This is a genomic window from Flectobacillus sp. BAB-3569 (assembly GCF_002270355.1).
GTDB lineage: Bacteria > Bacteroidota > Bacteroidia > Cytophagales > Spirosomataceae > Flectobacillus > Flectobacillus roseus.
Genome location: NZ_NJFZ01000015.1, coordinates 107,366 through 127,897, shown reverse-complemented (window position 1 = coordinate 127,897; position 20,532 = coordinate 107,366). Strand labels below are relative to the sequence as shown.

Genomic DNA, 20,532 nt, shown 5'->3' with positions numbered 1-20,532 from the left:
GAGTGTTAAATTGTTTTTAGTAATTATAGATATATTTTTGCCAAATACCTAGGGCTGAAAGCAAAATATTTTTAATGCCATTGATTATCAAAACCATTTTCAAATAAGCACATTTTCAAATTTTCAAATTGAAAAAAAATCCCTTCAGTTTTGAAGCTGAAGGGATTTTTTAATTCCTAATATTCGTGTGGAAGCTCGATGTCAACCAATTCGTTCCAAGGTAAACCGTGAACGTTCAACATAGCCATAAATGGATCTGGATTCATTTCCTCGCAGTTCCAAACGCCTGGTTTGAACCATTCGCCTGTAATCATCATCATAGCGCCAAGCATAGCAGGTACACCTGTTGTATAACTTACTCCTTGAGCTTGAACTTCGCTCCAGCAGTCTTGGTGCTTACAATTGTTCCAAACATAGTAAGTTCTATCTTTACCATCTTTGATACCTTTGATTTGGCAACCGATAGAAGTTTCTCCTGTATAGTTTTCTCCTAAAGTGCCAGGCTCTGGCAATACCGCTTTCAAGAACTCTAAAGGTACAATATCAATACCTTTAAATTTGATTGGCTCGATTGAAGTCATACCTACATTTTGAAGTACGTTTAAGTGAGTCAAATATTGTTGACCGAAAGTCATCCAGAAACGAGCACGTTTAATCGTTGGGAAGTTTTTCACCAAAGATTCCAACTCTTCATGGTACAATACATACGATTCTTTTGGACCGATACCAGGATAATCAATTGCCTTGTGAATTGACATTGGTGGAATCTCTACCCATTCTCCATTTTCCCAATAACGACCGTTTTGAGTAATCTCACGGATGTTAATCTCAGGGTTGAAGTTAGTAGCAAATGCTTTACCGTGGTCACCAGCATTACAGTCGATGATATCCAAGTAGTGCATTTCGTCGAAATGATGCTTGTTGGCATAAGCCGTGTACACTTGTGTTACACCTGGGTCGAAACCACAACCCAACAAAGCCATCAAACCAGCTTGTTCGAAACGCTCTTTATAAGCCCATTGCCAAGAGTATTCAAACTTAGCTACGTCTTTTGGCTCATAGTTAGCAGTATCCATATAGTGTACGCCTGTTTCAAGACAAGCATCCATAATGGTCAAATCTTGGTATGGCAATGCCACGTTGATAACCATCCAAGGTTTCACTTCGTTGATAAGTGCAACCAATTCTGGTACGTTATCAGCGTCTACTTGTGCAGTTTGTACAGGTGTTGGCAAACCTATTTTAGCACATTCTTCTGCGATGGCATCGCATTTACTCTTGGTACGGCTCGCCAATACGACCTCCGAAAACACGTCGGGATTCATGGCACATTTTTTCGCTACCACATTTCCTACACCACCAGCACCAATGATTAAAACTTTCTTGCCCATTCCTTAATGTAAATGTAAATGATTGAGTTATGAATGAAAATATTGGCGCAAAATTACATAATTTCAAGATAGCTTTCGCATTAAGAGCTTGTTAAATTTGTTTTTGGAAAAAGTGTTTCCTATTCAAGGCAATTTGTACCAGTTTTCTAAAAATGTCCATGATGCTCAACCTAGAGATGCCTTGAGGTACAATTTTACCAGTAAATCCCTTACTTTTGCGTCTTTTTAGCATAAAAGACATATATCCCCTCCGCAATGAATCCTACTAATGCTGTTTTTATAACTGCTTTATCTATTATCGGGCTTGGCTTCTTCCTCAAATATAAAGGCATTATTTCTGAGAAAGAAGGTAAAATTATCACAAAACTTCTGGTACATACCACCTTTCCTGCGCTGGTTTTCGTGACTATTATGCGAGTAAAAATCGAGGCAGATTTATTATTGCTTCCTGTTTTCTGTATCAGTTTCAGTGCTATTTCGATGACGATTGCAGGCTTGTTTTTTAAAAGTCAAACCAAACGACTTCGTGGTTTATTGACCATGGCAAGTGGTGGATTTAACTTAGGGTTATTTGCTTTTCCATTGATAGAAGGTATTTGGGGCCCCGCAGGGATGGTCTTTGCTGCGCTATTTGATATGGGAAACTCTATTGTGGTTTTCTGTATGGTATATGGAACAGGCGTCATTTTTGCAGAAACCAATGAGGCTCAAGTGGTAAGAAAAAGAGAGAAACTCAAAAAGGCATTTCTCAAAATCTTTACCCTCCTACCCTTTCAAGCGATGTTACTAGGCTTGTTTGTTAACTTAACTAAAATTGAATTACCAGAGGTATTGGTCAATATTATTGATATTTTGGCAAAAGGAAATAAGGTACTTGTATTACTCATAATGGGTATTTATTTGAGTATTGAATTAAAACCAGAAATCTTCAAAAAAATCGCAAGTGTATTGGTTATCCGTTATGCTGTTGGTTTAACACTAGGCTTTTTTCTATATTACAATCTTCCTTTTGAACCACTCTACAGAAGCATTGTATTAATCTGCATGATTCTGCCAGTAGGGATGACACTACTCCCATTTGCTGATGAACTTGGATATGATTCCAAAATTGCTGGGCTTTTAGTCAACATTTCGATGATTATCAGCTTTGTATTGATGTGGGGCTTGGTACTCGGCATGGGACTGAGATGAGTGTTGAATTGGGAGTTTTGAGTGAGGAGTTGTCCTTTGTCCTTTTTCACTGAATTTTGAAAACAGTTTAAAACTGTTTAAAAAAGTAAGTACAAGACTAAGTCTTGAACTAGGAACTTCAATTTTGTCCAGTAATCAGAAATCCACCCTACTCCTTAAATTATCTTCCTGAAAAACAGACGTTTAAGTGATTTTATCACTAATTTCAACTTGAAATATTACTATTAGAGTTTGTTTTTGGATTTTTCTAAAGCTATTAAGTATAAACCACTAGATAACTCTAATTTTGCGACCTCAAAATACTTTTGTCAACAGACAAATCTTACATTATGAATAGTCAGCAAAGAATCGCAGGATTTGGATTAGCCATTTTTGCCGTCATTACATGGGGCGTTTCAGGAACATTTGGACAGTTTTTATTTAGTCAACGAGGTATCAATCCTGGTTGGCTCGTAACGCTACGTTTGTTGGTAGCGGGTAGTATTTTATTGATGATTGCCCTTTTTCGTGGCTTAGATTTATGGAAAATATGGAGTAATAAACGCGATACCCTATTGCTTCTGGCATTTAGTGTGCTCGGAATGGTGGCAGTGCAATACACGTATTTTGAAGCAATTCATAAGTCGAATGCTGCCACAGCTACCGTTTTACAATATATGGGACCTGTCTTTATAGCGATTTACATGGCTTTTAAACAAAGAAGATTACCCAATTTCATCGAATTTGTGGCGATTATCTTAGCACTTTCAGGTACATTTTTATTGGTTACACACGGCAGATTTGGCAGTTTAGCCATCTCTACTGAAGGTCTTCTTTGGGGAATTGCCTCCGCAGTTGCTTTGGCGGTTTATAGTTTATTACCAGTCGGCTTGATGAACCGCTACGAAGTGACTACCGTAATTGGTTGGGCTATGTTTGTTGGAGGTGTTATTTTTAGTTGTGTATTTGCGCCTTGGAAGGTATCAGGAACTTGGGATTCGCAATCTTTTGCCTACACTGGTTTTATTTTGCTATTAGGGAGTTTGGCAGCATTTTATGCTTTTTTGAAAGCAGTGACAATAGTTGGCGCACAAACCAGTAGTTTGCTTGCCTGCGCAGAGCCACTTTCGTCTACAGCAATGGCTATTTTCTGGTTAAACACTCCATTTGGTAAAATAGATATGCTCGGAAGCTTCATGATTATGCTGACGATTGGTGTATTGGCATTGTTTGGAAGGAAAAACTAAGATAGACTTAGCTATGATTTAGTGAGTTATGATTGAGCAGTTGAGTGATTGAGTTATTTTTAAAATAATCACTCAACCACTCAACCACCATTCACTAAATTTAAAACGACGCCGAAACCCTTGTCTACCAATTATTATCCTGATTCTTATCCGATTTTACGGGTGCCAACGGTGGTGTTGGTGGCGGTGGTAAACTTGGTGCTGAAGCAGCGCTTGGAGCTTTTGGTGGCTTCGGTGGTTTTGGTGCTGAAGACGCACTTGGTGCCTTTGGCGCTTTAGGAGGTTTTGGAGGCTTTGGCAAGCGATACCCTGAACCATAATGTCTATTTTTTGACCAATACTTACCCTCTGGATCTATTTCCTCAATGGCTTTTGCATGTACTTCCATCTCTTTTCCTATCTCTTCAATAGGCTTTGAAAGCTTATCCATTTCTTTTCCTAGACTATCCATTGGGGCAGAATGGACTTCCATTTTATTGGACATTAACTCCATTTCTTTAGAAGCCTTTTCCATCCTTTTCTCAATTTCTACTCGCTGTTTTTCTATAGCACTCAACTCTTTCTGAACCTTTTTATATTCATCAGATTTTTTGTCAAGGTTAGCAACTGTCATCTCCAACTGTACTTGTTTACCTACTAAGGTACCCAATTCTCCCCCCAATTTTCCGATTTGCTCAGAAAACTCCTGCAATGGTTTTTGTTCGAGTTGCATTTTTGCCCCTAAAACACCCATTTGAGCAGAGAGCACTTGGATTTGTTTTAAATATGGATCCATTTTCTTTTGCAACTTCTCGATTTCTTGCTCGTGCATAGCTACTTTTAAACTATCAGGATCACTATAATCATTCTGAATAGTAAGCAGTTGAGATAATTTATTTTCTTCTGGTTCTTCCCCAGATGGAACAATACTTTTGGTCTCTTCTACATTGCTAGTCGATATGCTTTCTGAAGAAAGAATTTCTTTAGAAGTTTGTGCTAAGGTTTTTATCGACTTGTTAAATAATTTGCTTGCCTGAGCTCTTACTTGCGTAAAATTGAGACAGCAAAATGCTAGTGCTAATACAACTACCGAGCTAATAATGCCGACTGGATTGGTAGTTTCCTTTTGTTGTACACCCAAAATACGTTGGATGCGACTCAATAACTGAGGTTTATTGCCTGAAAAAGCCATAGTCAATGATGTTTTTGATTGTTGTCTAAAGGTTTCTACAAACGTTAGGGCTTTTGCCAAATACAATTTATTTTGACAAATCTCCAACGCCCAATCATCGCAACAGTCTTCACGGTCTTGGCGAATAGATTCACCGATAACCCAAACCAAAGGATGATAGAAAAATAGAATCTCGATCATTGACTGGATAATATTGATAAGATAATCGTGGCGCTTGATATGCGCTAATTCATGTGCAAAAATCGCTTTAATTTCTCCCTGACTCAAACCCGTTAGAAGCCCAATCGGTACAAGTACCAAAGGTTGTAAATAACCTATCGTAAGTGGTGATTCTATTAACTGAGATTCACGTATTTCGACGGTTCGAGAAATATCAAATTGATTAAGAAGTTGTTTAAAGAGGTTTTCTGTGTCGGTTTCTACCAGATTTGTACATTGCCAGCGCAATTTTTGCACATAAAAATAGCCTCCAATGAGTCTTATGGTCATAATGGACATGCCAAGAATCCACAACATTACCAGCCAATCGAGATGTAAATTAAGCCAAATAGCCGTTTGTTCCCATACAGAACTCAGAGCCAATGGCGCTTGATTGATAGGTTCAGAGGTTGAAAGGTTATTTGCGATTGGAGAATTTTGTACCGGGAAAGTCATCGCCTTTACTGGCGCTTCGCTAGGATAATTTTTCCAAAAAGTGATACCAGAAACCAAGAATTGCACCAACAATACACCAATTCCAGTCCAATAACGCACTGAAGCATTTTGACGAAAAAAGAACTGATGAATTTATAAAGAAAAAAGAATAGGCTTAGCTGCCATAGCGAATGCACCAAGGTCCATGCCAAGGCATAAATCGTTTGTGGTGACAAAGGAGATTCAAAGTATTGCATGGCTAATTGTTTTGTTCAAGTTGTGCAATGAGTTTCTTGATTTCGTCGAGCTCTTCTGCCGAAGATTGATGATTTCCTAAAGCTTGCATCACTAGTTTCATGGCTGAACCTTTGAAAGCAGTATCCACGAAAATATCAAGTAGTTGTTGTTGCGTTTCATCTTCGCTAACCGCTGCTTGGTATAAATGATAACGACCTTCTTCAGTACGTGTGACCAGCTTTTTCTCAAACATAATTTGCATCAGTTTGAGTGTGGTGGTATATCCTATCTCTCGCTTTTTGTTGAGTTCGTCGTTTACTTGTCTTACGGTTGCTTGGCCTAGCGCCCATAATACTTGTAAAATTTCTAATTCTGATTCTGTTGGCTTTATCATGATAAAAAGTTTACTACGAAATATTTCGTAACAAAGATACTACGAAAAGATTCGTAATTGCAAATTTATCTACGAAAATTTTCGTAGATAAATACAATGAATTGTAAGACAGACTATTATATAAAAAAAATAAAAGTTAGCGATTGGTTTCCCGCTTTGAGCTTTTAGTAAAAAACAGGATGTGATTCTCTCAAAAATTATTTGCCTAATGCTTAGCGCCTCACGCCTATTGCCTGTTACCCTTATACCAACTGTTTGGCAGTAACATATAACTGACCAAAATGGCGAGTGGTATGCTCGGCAGCATGGAAAATCAAACCTATTACATTAGTAGGAATTTGTTTGCGACCGATACCTCTGGGTTGTAATAAGTCTGCTTCGGAAAGTTGTTCGAGATAGGATATATATTTTTCTACTTGTAAATCAAATCGAGCTAGAAAGGTAGCAACTGTTTGATTTTCTTGCGGAGCTACTTTTTCAAGACCTAATAAATCAAATTGCTCTGCGGATAAAGTATTGCCTTCGGCATAGGTTTGCAATCTGTCCAAAACACCTGCAAGATGTTGTAAATGAAAACCAATAGAGGCTACACCATGAGGTTTTTCCCAAAGTAAATCATCAGAAAAGTCTTTCAACAACTCATGTAATTCTTCCTGAACTTGTAACACAGCATGGGCTGCGGGTTGTAATAAAGCAGGGACACCATCAATAGGTCCTCGCATCCAAACTTCTAAGGGAGCAGACATTTTTAAATTGAAGATTTGTTTGAATTTGAAAATTTGGGGATTTGAAAATTTGAAATATTATATTTCAGTTTAAAACTGTACAAAAATAAGTTCAAGACTAAGTCTTGAACTAGTAATGACGTTTTGGGTTAATTTATATTCCACAATCCAACATCCGCAATCCCAAATCAGAAGGGTCTTCTGGCGGTGGCATAGCACCCCATCCAATAGGCAGAAATAAGGTTATCTTCGCGAACGCCTTTTGAGGTTGATGCATGAATAAAATAGATTTCTTTTGGACCACGAATTTCGGTAATCATCCCAGAATGATTTACTTCTGCAACATTTCCTTTATTGGTTACAAAAAATACTAAATCACCCGGACGCAACTCGTCCAAATCTTTCACTTCTTTTCCATAGCCTGATTGCTGAACAGCCCTTCTTGGAATATTTACGCCCATTTCTTTGAAAGTGGCAAACAACAACCCCGAACAATCCATCCCTTTCGAATCAATACCACCTGGACGATACGGAACTCCCAAATACTGCCTTGAGGCGTCAATTAACCTTCTGACCTCTTTCGATGAAATAACTACAGGTCTGCTCGGACTTGTAGGTCTCTTGGTGGTAGTCGTGGTTTTAGTAGCTTCTTTTTTACGAAAAAGTGCACAAGAATCTAATAAAACTGGAAGTATTGCTATCAATAAAAGCTTAGCATAAATGGATGTGGTAGTCGTTTTCATGAGATTGGTAAGGATTTAATCTGGGTAAATTTTTCTAAGAGCAATTTACAAAATTCCCCATTTTCACCAAGCGTAATTCCACCACAAGTGCATGGTATTTTATCATTCGGCAAGACTGGTTGAGTTTCTAACGAAAAGTCTCAAATAAATCTTGTATTTGATGAACTTGCTTTGATCGAGGCAACTCTTCGATGGTAAAGAAAGTTTACTGCCTTACTGTTAATTAAATATGAATTATACCTCTTACAAATATTCTAAACAGAACTGCCCCTTACAAGCCAGTTGTGTTTTACTACAATATCATGATTAGAATCTGTTAGTAGATATGCATTCCCATTCAAACTCAGTCCTCCTCTTTAGGCTGAAGTAAATGAGTCATGAAATTGTCACTATCATGTAAAAAATGATAATAGGAATTAAATAATTCTGTTTCCTTATAAGATTTTGTCACAATTCCATCTTGACTAAATTCATAAATCAATGCATTCGGATAGGCTATTAATATTGGTGAATGTGTTGCAATAATGAACTGTGAGCCATTCTCTATCATCTGTTGCATCCGACACAACATCGCCATTTGCCTTGAAGGCGACATAGCAGCCTCGGGTTCGTCAAAAATATACAATCCATCGTCCGAAAACCGATGAAGAAATAAAGCCCAAAAGGATTCTCCATGAGACTGTTCATGCAAGGACTTGCCTCCATAAGAATCGATAATTCTCCTAGCAGCAGAGGGCTCTCTATCTAAATCTTCAATTTGGGTTGCTAGATTAAAAAAACTTTCACTTCGTAGAAAAAACCATCTTTGTGTCGCTTGGTTCTAAATGGAAATTTCAAATATTTGTAAAGGTCTGAGTGCGAAGCTCGTGAGCTAAAATTGAAGTTCTTTGTCCCACCCTCAGCATTAAATCCTAATGCTACGGCAATTGCCTCAATCAGCGTTGATTTTCCCGTACCGTTTTCGCCAACGAAAAAGGTTACTTGTGGATGTAATTGAAGTTTTGTTAAACCTGAAAGAGCAGGAATATTGAATGGATACTGATTTCTCAATCCAATGTCAAAACTGAATTCTAATTCAGATATGCTTGCATCATTATTGTACATAAAATTTGTTGTATTAGAGTTAGAACTGTACGAAAGATTCTAAAGCTGTCTATTTCGGATATTGGATGTTGGATTTCGGAAGTGTAATCTTTTATATTTTGTAAAAAAAGGTGTTTTACTTTATTTCCGAAATCAAAAATCCTAAATCCGCAATAGTTGAAAATCCTTCGTACACCAAAATATAAGAGTAAATAATTAGGCTTATAAGATTTCAACAGGTTTCATATTTAGCACCTGCATGATTTTGACGACCTCGTCTATTGTCGGGCTTCGTTCACCTTTCTCTACGCTAAATTGTGGATTGTGGAATGCCTGTCAGATGTGAAATGTAGCTTTGTTTAAAGCCAAGTGCTAGGCGCGTTTGACGGAGTTTATTTAGGTTGAACATAGGAGGCTTCGGCGTGAAGGCAGGATATACCAAGACAGTGACGTATTTTAGATAGAGGGATGGGAAGAAGGCACAAAGTAGCAGAGGCACAAAGGCACAAAGCGGTTGTTAGAATGAGAAAGGGAACAGATATATAATAATTTTTGGATTGGTAGTAAAATGGGGTTTTAGTGTTATTGTTCTAATTACATTCATTAAGAAATACCTTGTTCACCTGTATGTCTATCTGAGCCTTCATTCCCTATGTCATAAAAAAAACACTTTGTGCCTCTGTGCCTTTTCCCTCATTCACTTAAAAAACTACTTTGCTCTGGCCATCCTCACTGCCAATGCCACCAAAATACTTGCCATAAACCATTTTTGTATTTTTATCCAAAAAGGATTTTGTGCAAAAAATCTTGCCATTTGAGATGCTGTTAGCACTAAAGAGAAATTGACAGAAAAACTTACCAGCATTTGAGTTATGCCCAATTGTAAGCTTTGCAAAAGAGGATTTCCATACGCTGGTTTGATAAATTGTGGGAAAAATGATAGATAAAACATCGCCACTTTGGGATTCAACATATTGGTGAGTAGTCCCATCGTAAAAAGCTTTTTGGGAGAATCATTAGTCAAATCTTGACGAGCCTCAAATACAAATTTTCCATTGGGATTTATCGCCTGAAAAGCTAAGTAAAGCAAATAACAAACTCCCAAATATTTGATTAGTTCATATAGAAAAGGGACTTCTGCCAAAATAGCCGTCAAGCCAAATGATACCATAATGATATGAAATAAGAAGCCCACCATTACGCCTGCCAACGAAAGTAAGCCTGCCATTCGTCCTTGAGTAATCGAGCGGGAAATCAGATAAATCATATTCGGTCCTGGACTAATGACCAGCACAAACGCTGCTAAAGCAAATAAAAGTAATTCTTGAAATGTCAGCATATCTCTATTATTTATTTAGTGAATGTTGAGTTGTGTGCATATAGATATTCACAATTTACAAAAATGGCACAGAGAATATTTCCCTGCGCCACTTAAAAAAACACTCTGTGCCTTTGTGCCTGTTCCCTCTACCACTTAAAAACACTCTGTGCCTTTGTGCCCGTTCCCTCTGCCACTTCAAAAACACTCTATGCCTTTGTGCCTGTTCCCTTTCCCCTCCTAAACCGCTTTCATACTTAAGGCAATACGCTTACGAGCAATATCTACCTCTACGACTCTTACTTGCACTTGTTGTTGTAGTTTAACCACTTGATTCGGGTCAGAGACATATTGGTTAGCTAGTTGCGAGATATGGACTAGACCATCTTGTTTTACCCCCACATCCACAAAGCAACCAAATGCTGTGATGTTAGTAACGATACCCGGCAAAACCATTCCTTCGTATAAATCTTCAATCGTTTTTACATTGGCATCAAACTCGAAAGCAGTGAGTTGCTCACGAGGGTCACGTGAGGGTTTTTCTAACTCTTTCAAAATATCTTGAAGTGTGAGCAAACCTGTATTTTCGCTGATATATTGTTGCAAATTGAGTTTTTTACGAAGCTCAGCACTTGTCATCAAATCTTTTACAGTACATTTCAAATCCTTTGCCATTCGTTCTACTACTTGATAACTCTCAGGGTGAACTGCAGAATTATCTAGTGGATTATCTGACTGAGGAATTCTCAAGAAACCAGCACATTGTTCAAAGGCTTTGTCGCCCAAACGAGGTACTTTTTTGATTTGTGCTCTTGATTTAAAATCTCCATTTTCCTTACGGAATTTAACAATGTTCGCTGCCAAACTTGGCCCTAAACCAGCCACGTAGCTCAATAAGTGTTTTGAGGCTGTGTTAATATTTACCCCAACTGTGTTTACACAACTTTCTACTACCGAATCCAATGAATTCTTTAGTAATGGTTGGTCTACATCATGCTGATATTGACCCACACCAATAGATTTTGGGTCGATTTTTACTAATTCTGCTAAAGGGTCGAGCAAGCGACGACCAATAGAAATAGCACCACGAACCGTCACATCTTTATCAGGAAACTCCTCGCGAGCCACTTCTGACGCTGAATAGATAGACGCTCCTTGCTCCGAAACCATAAAGATTTGTGGTTGTGTCGAGAAAGTTAGTTTTTTTACAAAAGCCTCCGTCTCACGACCAGCAGTACCATTACCGATGGCAATCGCTTCGATTTTATGTTTTTCAACTAAAGACAACACCGTATGCTGTGCTTCAATTGTTTTATCAAATGGGTAAATCACTGTATCAGCAATCAAGTTGCCTTGAGCATCTAATACAACAACCTTACAACCAGTACGATACCCAGGGTCAATGGCCAAAGTACGTTTTTGTCCAAGCGGAGAAGCCAATAATAGTTGACGAAGATTTTGAGCAAAAATTCTGATGGCTTCGCTATCTGCTTTTTCTTTAGACAAATTAGAAAACTCATTTTCGATAGATGGCTTCATCAATCGTTTGTATGAATCAGTAATAGCGTCTTCCACCTGCTTTTTAGGTTCAGACATTCCTCGCAAGAATATACGGTCGAGAGCGCCCAAAGCATTATCTTCATCTGGCGAAATAGAAACAGATAGGATACCTTCTTCCTCACCACGACGAATGGCTAATAGACGATGCGAAGGTACTTTTTTGAGAGGTTCGCTAAAATCGTAGTAATCTTTGTACTTGACACCTTCCTCCTCTTTTCCTTTTTTTACTTTTGAAGAAATGTATGCTTCACGTTCAAACACCTTACGCACTGCATTACGAGCATCCACGTTTTCGTTGATCCACTCAGCCATAATATCACGTGCACCTTGAAGTGCTTCGTCCACTGAAGCCACTTTTTCGTTCAAATAGCTTCCAGCTTTTTGAAGAAAATTATTATCCTTTTGTTCGAAAATTAATTTTGCCAAAGGCTCAAGTCCTTTTTCTATAGCGATACTCGCACGAGTTTTACGCTTTTGTTTATACGGCAAATAAAGGTCTTCTAATTCTTGAAGTTGATAAGCATTATTGAGCTTATTCAATAATTCAGGAGTCATTTTTCCTTGTTCCTCAATAGCTTTGATAATTGCCTCGCGACGCTTATCAGCTTCTTTCAATTTATTCCAAAGGTCTTTTATTTCAAGAATTTGAACTTCGTCTAAACTTCCAGTTGCTTCTTTGCGATAACGAGCTATAAACGGTACCGTTCCACCTTCCTCTAATAACTTAATTGTATTTTGTACTTGGTTGGCTCTTACTCCAATTGTATTGGTGATGATGCCAATTTGAGTTGTATTCATGATTTTTAGGTTTTGACTAACCACAAAGCTAAGAATTCTTTTGGATTTACGCCAAGCTTCTCCTTTTAGGGTTCTATTATGATAAAGTTACTTTGCAAAAATAAACATCAATGTTCAGATACAGCCATACGACCACTCACTCATTTTGTCACAATCGATGAGTATTTTTCGGCATTAAACTAAAAATTTCTTTCGCAAAATGTGTAACTTTAGTTTAAAACCAATTGTTTAACGGACCCACTTATCAATACCGACGTCTTTTAATAGTTCCTCATGACAGCCTACAAAATCTTTAAAGTATCGACTTGGTGGTCGACGGCCACCTTAATTCGTCGTACCGAAAATACCCTCAGTGTAATCGAAGAGCAAGGACATGAAATTGTCACGGTTTCTTTTGGGGTAGATATCCTCATGCGACCTACTGCCTTTATTACCATTCGAATCAAAACATAACTTTATTTAAGGGCGAGCAATCGTCCTTTTTTATTGCTACGCCATTAGTTTTTTCGTGATTTTATTAGAAATTCTTTTAGCTTACGGCATATAGCTTAATGCCTATTGCAGGTAAAATTTCATTTTGCCCACTAACTTATCTCATTGTTTTCTACAAATCATTTTCCTACTTTTACCCCACTTGAAAAATCACTATTTATTCTTTTGAAAAGACTACTTTCTATATTTTTAGTATTATTACTTCTCTACAATATGGTAGGATTTAGCCTTCTATATTGCTGGGAAGAGTATGGAATGCCAAATTCTCAAGAGATAAATATTGAAGAATCAAGTGATTATTACTGGATTAAGCAACCATTACAGTTGCCTTATCAGAGTAACTGGAATGAGAGCCGCCCCATTGAAGGGAAAATCAAACATGGCGAAAACCACTATGATTTAGTAGAACAACGATATCAAAATGATACTTTATATACCCTTTGCAAGATAGACGATAACGCTCGTTTTCGCTTCATGGAACTGGCAGAACATATCACCAACCATGTCAAAGAGCATTCGTCACAAGCACCATCTGGAAAAAGTAGTTTTTTATTAAAGCATTTTTTGAAGGAATATGCCTCTCTTCAACGCTATACAATTTTGTATGTTTTGGAGTGGTCAAGCCCTTCCATGCGCATTTTTCACCAATATCAATTATCAGAAGGTTATTTCAACAACACCTCTCCCCCTCCTGCCGTAGTTTGTTAATTTTCATATAGTAATCACGACTTGGTATCTCAATATCAAGCCCAATGACCGTATTCTTTATGTTGATAATTAACCCAGCTTGTGAAATACAAGCCTAAAAAACTATAGCCATGGATTTATCCAATACAAATACCCAAAACACTACCGTACAATGGTTGAATAGAATTGCACTTTTTGTTGTCTTCTTCTGGTTTGGTACGCTGAAGGTAGTAGGCGTATCTCCTGCAGAGCAAATCGTTAGTCAGCTACATGCTTTGACCTTAGCAAGGTATATTTCTATCAATACATTCTTGCCATTTTTAGGGTATTTAGAATGCTTTATTGGCATTATTTGGTTGGTACCTCGACTTACCAAATTGGCATTTTTCTTATTTTGTTGCCAAATGGCAACCACTTTTTTACCCTTATTACTCATGCCTAACGAAACATGGCAATCTCTATTTGCATTAAGTTTGCCGGGTCAATATATCATCAAAAATGTAGTTCTAATAGCCTCAGCTTACACTATTTATCATGCTGAAGGTGGACAACGTATAAAATTAAGTCCTTTGTCAGTAGACTAATATCCAAAAACAAAGCTCTCATATCTATTGATTTAGAATATGAGAGCTTTGAACAATTAAGTCAAGTTACATCTGCTAATTTTTTGAAGGTCCTCCGCCTCCACCATTTCCTCCATCATTGGACTGTATGGCTTGTTTTACGTTTGTGTTGCCAAAATTATAGGTAAGCGAAATTCTAAATCTACGGTTGTCCCAACGATAAGTTCCTACGCCTGTGAGCGTTGCGGTCTCAACATTATTTCTGTAACTATTAAAGTTGAATGGATCTTGAACTAAGAATTTCACGGTAGCTTTTTTGTCCCAAAGCATTTTTTTCAAGCCAAAATCAAGACCTCCTTGTGGTTTTGATGTTTGGAAGCCCCATGTTTCACCTGAGCTGTACCAACCCGAAATCTCACCAGAGAGTGTCTTGTTTAAGGTAAAAGTATGCTGCATATAAGCACCATGATAGAGTTGACTAATATCTACAACTGTACTTTCTCTTTTATAATTATAGACATTGATACCTCCCCAATAATTCAAATTTACACTCCACCATTTTGTTGGGTTAAATGGTACTGAGGCATCAACACTCCACCAGCCAATTTTGCCATTGACATTTTCCATCGACTCACGAATGACACGACGACCTGGAATCAAGACTGTGTCAACATCAAAAACTTCAGTTGAAAACTGATTAACAGATACATAGTTTAAAGAAAAACTGTATTTGTCTTTAATCGTATTGGTCAAACTAACCGTGTTATTGAGCGATGGCAAAATGGTTGGGTTACCTGCCACATAGCTTTGTGGAGAGAAAAATCTTTTGAAAGTATTAAATACATCATCGTTTGGTCGGTTAATGCGACGGCTATATCCCAACGAAATGGCGTAATCTTTCGAAACCTTTTGGTTTAGGGTTAATGTAGGGAAAAGGTTCAAATAATCTTGCTGGGTCAATTTATTCCCTTCTCTATTCAACCCTTGGTTATTGGTTTGTTCAGCTCTCAAACCAGCTTGTAAGCTTAAGCTTTTAGTCAACTCACTGTTTATCATCACATAACCCGCCGAAATTAACTCGTTGAACTTAAAGAATGAACTCACCAAAGCTCCATTGTCACGGAAGTTGTCGCTAAAGTCATTGGTCTTTTTCGAATAACTAGTCTTAATTCCTGTTTCTATTTTAGTTTTAGCCGTAAGTTTTTTGATAAAATCTGCCTTCAAAACAAAGGTTTTATTATTGGTAGGAAATAGTATCTGGTTGTTTGCCACAGAAGGATTAGCATCGTTTTGTGTGGTAGTAGTCACAAATCTATCATCCCAACTTTTCGAGTTCAAAATCACGTCAAAATCAACCGTCAACTCTGTACCTGAAGTATCAATTTTCTGCTTGAGATGAGTATTAAAAGTATAATTATCAAAAGTCGCTTCACGACTTCTATCCATCTGCAAACTTTGGCGTATTGCTTCCGATACCGATTGCTGATTATAAGAACGATTCATGGGGCTAGAAGTATTTGCCCACTGTCCAGAAAAGCCAACGGTTGTTTTTTTCGACAAATCATAGTCAAAACCAATTTTGGCACTCAAGTTTTCAAAACTCCCTTTTGCCAAACCCGTAATTACCCTTTTTTCTAGTACCGATCCCGTTGCTGATAGAAAGTTTTGGACTTGGTCTTCGGAGTTATACCAAGCTGTGTATTGTCGGTTGATATTTCCAAAAATAACATATTTTTCACGACGAGAATTAATCGTAAGTCCTTGTCCATTTTTTGGCAAACCACCGATACCCTTATAGTGGCTGTATCCAGCGTTGAGGTCTAAGATATAATTTGTCCCAAAGTTTTTACCTTTTTTTGTCTTAATATTGATAATACCACTCGAACCAGAAGCATCAAAACGGGCAGAAGGGTTGGCAATAATTTCAATTTTTTCGATGTCCTCACTTTTGAGTGTTTTCAAGAAATTGGCCAACTGTTCATCAGTAAGGTAGGTTTTGCGGTCATCAATCATGATGAGCACGCCATCTTTTCCTTTAAGCTTGATAGTTTCGGTATTACGGTCTACAGTTACACCAGGCACTTTTTCCATTAGCTCCAACCCATTGAGCCCTGTCGCGGTTGGACTAGCCTCTACGTTCATAATCATTTTGTCACCATCACGCTCAATCAGTTGTTTTCGAGCAGTTACTTGCACTTCGCCCAAAGTTTGAGTTTCGGCTTTGAGTTGGATGATACCCAAATCCAATGCTTTTGCAGATTCGAGGTTAATTACCTGATAGGATTTCTGGAAACCTACTGCTGACACTTGCAATAGATAGGCTTGAGGCTTTAATCCAGAAATTTCAAATTTTCCATCTACATCGGCAGCTTCACCTTTCACTAGGCTCGAATCTTTTGTGTTTAATACCAAAATATTGGCAAAAGAAGCTGCTTGTTGTTTGTCATCTACAATTTTACCTTTAATCTGTCCTAAGCTTGAATAGGTTATAAAGAGGCTTAGCATTAAGTTGATGAGGTTTTTCATTATTTAGAGAAGTTTAATTTCTCCAACAGACGCTTAAGCTTGGACATATGTTGCATTGGTTTCGGTAAAATTTTACGTCATCCTCAAGAATATCAAACAACCCTTTAGAAATCAAAGCATTATTTTTTTGAAATAGAGCATAAAAAATAGTGCAAATAAACAGCCTAATACCTTTTTTCGTATCCTCTATCTCTTAAAAACTAAAGAACTTCCTTTGTTTTATTGCCACCTAAATTGAGCCTAAATTTTAGGGCTACGGTATAAAACGACTGTTTTTCGAAGCCTTCTGTTGGGTTTTCGCCAATGACATAGTCAAAACCAATTTGGCTCATTTTCTTCCCATCAGCAGAAGTAAAAAATGTATAATTGAGACTGGTATTTAAAAACTGCTGCGTACTATTTTTCACATCCGAAACCGTTTGGTAATAATTGTAGCGGTATTGCCAGTCGAGGGATAAGTCCAACTTTCCTTTTAGACTATTGTTGGAAGGATAAAACGTAATATCCGTCGAAATACGCCCGAATGCTCGATATATGTTACCTGCGGAAAGACTATTGTCAGCATAGGTACGATTTTCGTTTTCGATACCGATATAGGGCGTGTACACAAAACTCAGTCTACTTCCAAGACTCACAGGGTGGTTGGGAATCCAAAAATATTTAGGATTCATATCCTTAAATGCAAAAACGGGTGTCAAATAAAAGTTACTTTGAAAAGAAGCATTTTGCTTGATTTTATCCTCCATAAACTTGAAAGATTGTACCAAAACTGGAGACCATTTTTTGTGCTCCAAGCTATTCATTCGCCATTCGGTTGCCACACCCCCAATCCAAACACTTTGAGGCTTGTCAATCAAGGTATTTCGATGAAGCTCCATGTACGGTATTACCGACACTGTACCTTTGGGATGGTGATAAGCGCTATAACCAATGGCCATATCCAGCAACCAAGACGCAGATTTTTCTTGTGGTTTGGTAAATGTGATAACAGCAGGTTTTGCCCAATCTTCTTTCGTTTGAAAAGATTTTCGAATCGTAAAACGGTCCACGATATGGTTTTGAGCTTGGGTAGAAAAATGAGCCGAAATACCACTTAAAACGATAATTAATAAACGTAAATTTAGTTTGTTCATGTGCAACGCAATTTTGGAAGATTCTGGGCAATTGCGTGATTTATTAAAATTTCCTTAAAAATGAATTGATAGACTAAAACGAAAAATGAGCAGTTGATAAATCACTAAAAATTCTCCATGTTTCACAAATCTATCTTCATAAGATACAATTACCCGATACCTCAATACCTTCTTTTCTTGAAAATACAGTTGCTAGGTGGATTTGGCAAACCCCAAGGTACCTTTTAATATCTTTCACTATAAATTTTAAGCCCGCTTTAAGTGAGATTAAGAGGGAATCAATGTCTTCACCTGAATCTTATATTACTTCCAAAATCACATAAAAAAGAGCTTTCACCACGAAGTAAGAATTATTGATAACAAAGTATTGGTGGACATCATAGTAGTTAGTAGCTTCAAACCGATATTACACGATTTGAAAGACATTAATCAAACATGTTTTAAAACTATCATACCAAATGAATCGATTCTTTACAATTCTATTACTTATGGCGGCCTTTTACACACAGGCACAAAATGAAGTTGATTTGATGGATACAACCAGAGCAAATTTTTCTACCAAAAGTATTCCTCAGCTTAGAATAAGCATTGGGGTACCGTCTTCTGGTTGGGAGTTTATTTCTTTTCCACGGTTAGAATCATACTTAGAAACCTACAATGCTAAACCTAATTTGTTTTGTGGATATATTCCGCTACAAGTTAACTTGCTATACAATCGCTTTAAATTTGATTTAGGTATCAATTACAGTACTACGGGTGGAGACAAATCTTATGGTTCATTTGTAAGTAAATCAAGTGCCAATACAGCAACATTTACCTTTGGATATGCTTTTTTGGCTGATCGAAATAATTACTTTTACCTTGATGGAGGAATCGGATATGCAAGCTATAATCAGTACATCACGAGAGTAAAATCTTCCAGTAGCAATATAAACTACCCATTACCCAACACCATAGGTCAAGGAGTAAACTTCACTCAAAATCAACCATTTATAGACTTTGGCATCGAGTATTTTAATAGAACACCTCAAAAGTCAGCAGGAAGTTCTATAAAAGCAGGATACAGGCTCGGGTTAAGTAGTACTCCTTGGGAACTAAGGTATAGCCCATCTCAAGATGGATTGCCAAGTGATAAAATCTCCAATTTTTATATCCAAGTGATGTTACATTTTGGGCATAAAAAACTTTGATCAATGAGTATGAGCTTTTACATAAAGATATTTTACACATTAGTATGGGCTAGTTTGAGATTTACCAGCACAGATACACCCAAAGCAAAGTTATTTATTTTGCGGGAAAGAGAGTTTTGGGGAAGTAGTGTTTCGATCATCATTCAGGGTAAAAAAATCGCAGAATTATCACAAAACAGATATATCGAAATTGAACTCCCTGCAGAATCTACGGTTATTGAAATATCGAGAAATATTCAGGAAAAAATAGAGGTCAAAGCGGTAATTAAGCTTGAAGCAAACAAAACCTACTATCTAAAAGTGTATCGAGAATTAGATTATTTCAAAGACCAGTTGATGCTTGGTAGGTTAGGTACACAATCAGCCCTCCAAGAGCTCAAGCACATGAAAAAATATGATTTCTCTGCAATACCATAGAATCCATGAATCCAAAAATCACCAAAAAGATTAGCTATTTTGCACCGATTGGTTTAGCTCTTTATTGGCTTATTCTTCTGAAAGCATCCGCTATGCCTGAATCCAAAGAAGGTTTCATTTTGCAAAGTGGCTATATCAAATACCTATTGGGCTGGATTAGTATCTTCTTACTGTCAGTAGGATTAGCCTATGTTCATTATAAATGGGTTTTCCTTAAAATTGTCTATCATTATTCTCCTGCTATCCGATACCTATGGAGCTCTTGGGTATCTGTGTTGGTGTGGCTTATTTTTGAGTTATTACAATTTCGCACTGGGCACTTTGGAGGATATATAGATGAAAATATTCTCATTAGCCTTCTCGTACTCATTTTGATTCTATTGGTAGCATATATAGGTGATTACATACGAACCAAACAGCTTCAAACAAAGTTACTCCAAAGCAAGTCCGAGGCAGACCTTCACGCATTGAAAGCGCAAATCAATCCTCATTTTTTGTTCAATGTTCTCAATACGGTTTATAACCAAGCAAGTCTTGAAGAAAGTCCTAATACCGCTGATATGATTCTGAAAATTTCGGATTTACTAAGATTTTCCATTGAGGAAGCTCCTAAAAATAAGATTCCTTTAGAAAAGGAAATCTCTTTTTTACAGAATTATATCGATTTACAGAAAACTAGGCTTCCGAAAAGTCCAAAAATTGAGCTAGACTTTCAATGGGAAATTTCTCCTAATAAATTCGTCGTTTCTCCTATGCTATTAATGCCCTTAGCAGAAAATGCTTTTCGCTATGGTCTCAGTCTATCACATCCCTGCTACATTCGCCTTTCTGCTATTTTAGAACAACAAACTTTGAAGTTTTCAATCGAAAATAGCAATTTTGCTGTTGGCCGAGAGGGACTTGGCACTGGTCTCAAACAAGTCCAAGAAAGACTCAAACTTGAATACAATAATCAAAATGAGTTTCATATTCAGAAAAACGACAAAACCTTTAGTGTTCAGTTGAAACTAAATCTTGGTAATTAGGCTAAAGATATTTGGCACACTAAAACCTA

At 37.3% G+C, this 20,532-nt stretch carries 19 protein-coding genes; 8 read left to right on the top strand and 11 right to left on the bottom strand.

Features of this window, described 5'->3' with window-relative positions; all coding sequences use genetic code 11:
* Positions 1 to 176: 176 nt before the first annotated feature.
* On the bottom strand, positions 177 to 1,391 hold the full coding sequence (locus tag BWI92_RS14595; RefSeq protein ID WP_095163995.1) for a saccharopine dehydrogenase family protein: 1,215 nt from the start codon (positions 1,389 to 1,391) through the stop codon (positions 177 to 179).
* A 255-nt stretch (positions 1,392 to 1,646) separates the two neighbouring features.
* Here BWI92_RS14595 and BWI92_RS14590 point away from each other — a divergent pair, with 255 nt between their 5' ends.
* The gene (locus BWI92_RS14590; RefSeq protein ID WP_095163994.1) at positions 1,647 to 2,582 is read left to right on the top strand and encodes an AEC family transporter; all 936 of its coding nucleotides are present in this window, start codon (positions 1,647 to 1,649) and stop codon (positions 2,580 to 2,582) included.
* A 329-nt stretch (positions 2,583 to 2,911) separates the two neighbouring features.
* Positions 2,912 to 3,808 (top strand): DMT family transporter, encoded by an 897-nt coding sequence (locus BWI92_RS14585; RefSeq protein WP_095163993.1) that lies wholly within the window; start codon positions 2,912 to 2,914, stop codon positions 3,806 to 3,808.
* Between the two features lie 124 nt (positions 3,809 to 3,932).
* Here BWI92_RS14585 and BWI92_RS14580 read toward each other — a convergent pair whose 3' ends face one another.
* The 8 genes from BWI92_RS14580 to BWI92_RS14550 all read right to left on the bottom strand — a co-directional run bounded on the left by BWI92_RS14580 (position 3,933) and on the right by BWI92_RS14550 (position 12,470).
* Positions 3,933 to 5,732, bottom strand: coding sequence for a M56 family metallopeptidase (locus tag BWI92_RS14580; RefSeq protein WP_095163992.1), 1,800 nt, complete (start codon positions 5,730 to 5,732; stop codon positions 3,933 to 3,935).
* A 139-nt stretch (positions 5,733 to 5,871) separates the two neighbouring features.
* Positions 5,872 to 6,243 carry a BlaI/MecI/CopY family transcriptional regulator gene (locus BWI92_RS14575; protein ID WP_095163991.1) on the bottom strand — a complete coding sequence of 124 codons (372 nt, stop codon included), beginning with the start codon at positions 6,241 to 6,243 and terminating at the stop codon, positions 5,872 to 5,874.
* A 242-nt stretch (positions 6,244 to 6,485) separates the two neighbouring features.
* Positions 6,486 to 6,989, bottom strand: coding sequence for a DinB family protein (locus BWI92_RS14570; protein ID WP_095163990.1), 504 nt, complete (start codon positions 6,987 to 6,989; stop codon positions 6,486 to 6,488).
* A 167-nt stretch (positions 6,990 to 7,156) separates the two neighbouring features.
* The gene (locus BWI92_RS14565) at positions 7,157 to 7,711 is read right to left on the bottom strand and encodes a C40 family peptidase (RefSeq protein ID WP_095163989.1); all 555 of its coding nucleotides are present in this window, start codon (positions 7,709 to 7,711) and stop codon (positions 7,157 to 7,159) included.
* Positions 7,712 to 8,054: 343 nt separating this feature from the next.
* A complete protein-coding gene (locus BWI92_RS28870) occupies positions 8,055 to 8,402 on the bottom strand; it encodes an AAA family ATPase (RefSeq protein ID WP_217903419.1) in 348 nt (115 codons plus the stop codon).
* Between the two features lie 74 nt (positions 8,403 to 8,476).
* The gene (locus BWI92_RS27750) at positions 8,477 to 8,815 is read right to left on the bottom strand and encodes an AAA family ATPase (protein WP_217903418.1); all 339 of its coding nucleotides are present in this window, start codon (positions 8,813 to 8,815) and stop codon (positions 8,477 to 8,479) included.
* A gap of 688 nt (positions 8,816 to 9,503) precedes the next feature.
* Positions 9,504 to 10,133 (bottom strand): LysE family translocator, encoded by a 630-nt coding sequence (locus BWI92_RS14555; RefSeq protein WP_095163988.1) that lies wholly within the window; start codon positions 10,131 to 10,133, stop codon positions 9,504 to 9,506.
* A 219-nt stretch (positions 10,134 to 10,352) separates the two neighbouring features.
* A complete protein-coding gene (locus tag BWI92_RS14550; RefSeq protein ID WP_095163987.1) occupies positions 10,353 to 12,470 on the bottom strand; it encodes a Tex family protein in 2,118 nt (705 codons plus the stop codon).
* A 273-nt stretch (positions 12,471 to 12,743) separates the two neighbouring features.
* Between BWI92_RS14550 and BWI92_RS14545 the strand changes: the two genes are divergently transcribed.
* From BWI92_RS14545 to BWI92_RS14535, 3 genes are all read left to right on the top strand, one after another.
* Positions 12,744 to 12,923: a hypothetical protein gene (locus BWI92_RS14545; protein WP_095163986.1), complete on the top strand. Its 180-nt coding sequence runs from the start codon at positions 12,744 to 12,746 to the stop codon at positions 12,921 to 12,923.
* A 252-nt stretch (positions 12,924 to 13,175) separates the two neighbouring features.
* On the top strand, positions 13,176 to 13,670 hold the full coding sequence (locus tag BWI92_RS14540; RefSeq protein ID WP_141234793.1) for a hypothetical protein: 495 nt from the start codon (positions 13,176 to 13,178) through the stop codon (positions 13,668 to 13,670).
* A 110-nt stretch (positions 13,671 to 13,780) separates the two neighbouring features.
* On the top strand, positions 13,781 to 14,233 hold the full coding sequence (locus tag BWI92_RS14535) for a hypothetical protein (RefSeq protein ID WP_095163984.1): 453 nt from the start codon (positions 13,781 to 13,783) through the stop codon (positions 14,231 to 14,233).
* A gap of 75 nt (positions 14,234 to 14,308) precedes the next feature.
* Here the strand turns inward: BWI92_RS14535 and BWI92_RS14530 are convergent, their stop codons facing one another.
* Entirely contained in the window at positions 14,309 to 16,738 is a 2,430-nt protein-coding gene (locus BWI92_RS14530; protein ID WP_095163983.1) for an outer membrane beta-barrel protein, read from the bottom strand.
* A gap of 200 nt (positions 16,739 to 16,938) precedes the next feature.
* On the bottom strand, positions 16,939 to 17,871 hold the full coding sequence (locus BWI92_RS14525) for a hypothetical protein (protein ID WP_095163982.1): 933 nt from the start codon (positions 17,869 to 17,871) through the stop codon (positions 16,939 to 16,941).
* A 458-nt stretch (positions 17,872 to 18,329) separates the two neighbouring features.
* On the opposite strand from BWI92_RS14525, the gene BWI92_RS14520 reads away from it, so the two are divergent.
* The 3 genes from BWI92_RS14520 to BWI92_RS14510 are packed head-to-tail and all read left to right on the top strand — an operon-like array spanning position 18,330 to position 20,503.
* A complete protein-coding gene (locus tag BWI92_RS14520; protein WP_141234792.1) occupies positions 18,330 to 19,061 on the top strand; it encodes a hypothetical protein in 732 nt (243 codons plus the stop codon).
* Positions 19,062 to 19,070: 9 nt separating this feature from the next.
* The gene (locus BWI92_RS14515) at positions 19,071 to 19,478 is read left to right on the top strand and encodes a hypothetical protein (protein ID WP_141234791.1); all 408 of its coding nucleotides are present in this window, start codon (positions 19,071 to 19,073) and stop codon (positions 19,476 to 19,478) included.
* Between the two features lie 5 nt (positions 19,479 to 19,483).
* The gene (locus tag BWI92_RS14510) at positions 19,484 to 20,503 is read left to right on the top strand and encodes a sensor histidine kinase (RefSeq protein ID WP_095163979.1); all 1,020 of its coding nucleotides are present in this window, start codon (positions 19,484 to 19,486) and stop codon (positions 20,501 to 20,503) included.
* Positions 20,504 to 20,532 lie beyond the last annotated feature (29 nt).